At 67.0% G+C, this 276-nt stretch carries 1 protein-coding gene; it reads right to left on the reverse strand.

The window, feature by feature from the left end; translation table 11 throughout:
- Window positions 1–276, reverse strand: a 276-nt coding sequence (locus tag ACV229_RS40895) for an ATP-binding cassette domain-containing protein (RefSeq protein WP_448088705.1), incomplete at both ends; no start/stop codon positions are given.

Genomic DNA, 276 nt, shown 5'->3' on the forward strand with positions numbered 1-276 from the left:
CGCGCGCTCCTTCAGCCGCGGAAACAGCTTGAACACGTGCTCGATGCCGTCGTCGATCTCGTGGCGGCTCGCGAAGAACCCGCCCATCTTCAGGTTCTCGAGCACCGTCAGGCTCGGGAACACGCGCCGCCCTTCCGGCGAGATCGCCATCCCCTGCCGCATGATCTGGTGCGTCGACATCCCGGTGATGTCGTTGCCCTCGAACAGCACGCGGCCCGACGATGCGCGCGGCGTGCCGCACACGGTCATCATCAGCGTCGTCTTGCCCGCGCCGTT

Source organism: Burkholderia sp. MR1-5-21, from assembly GCF_053427715.1.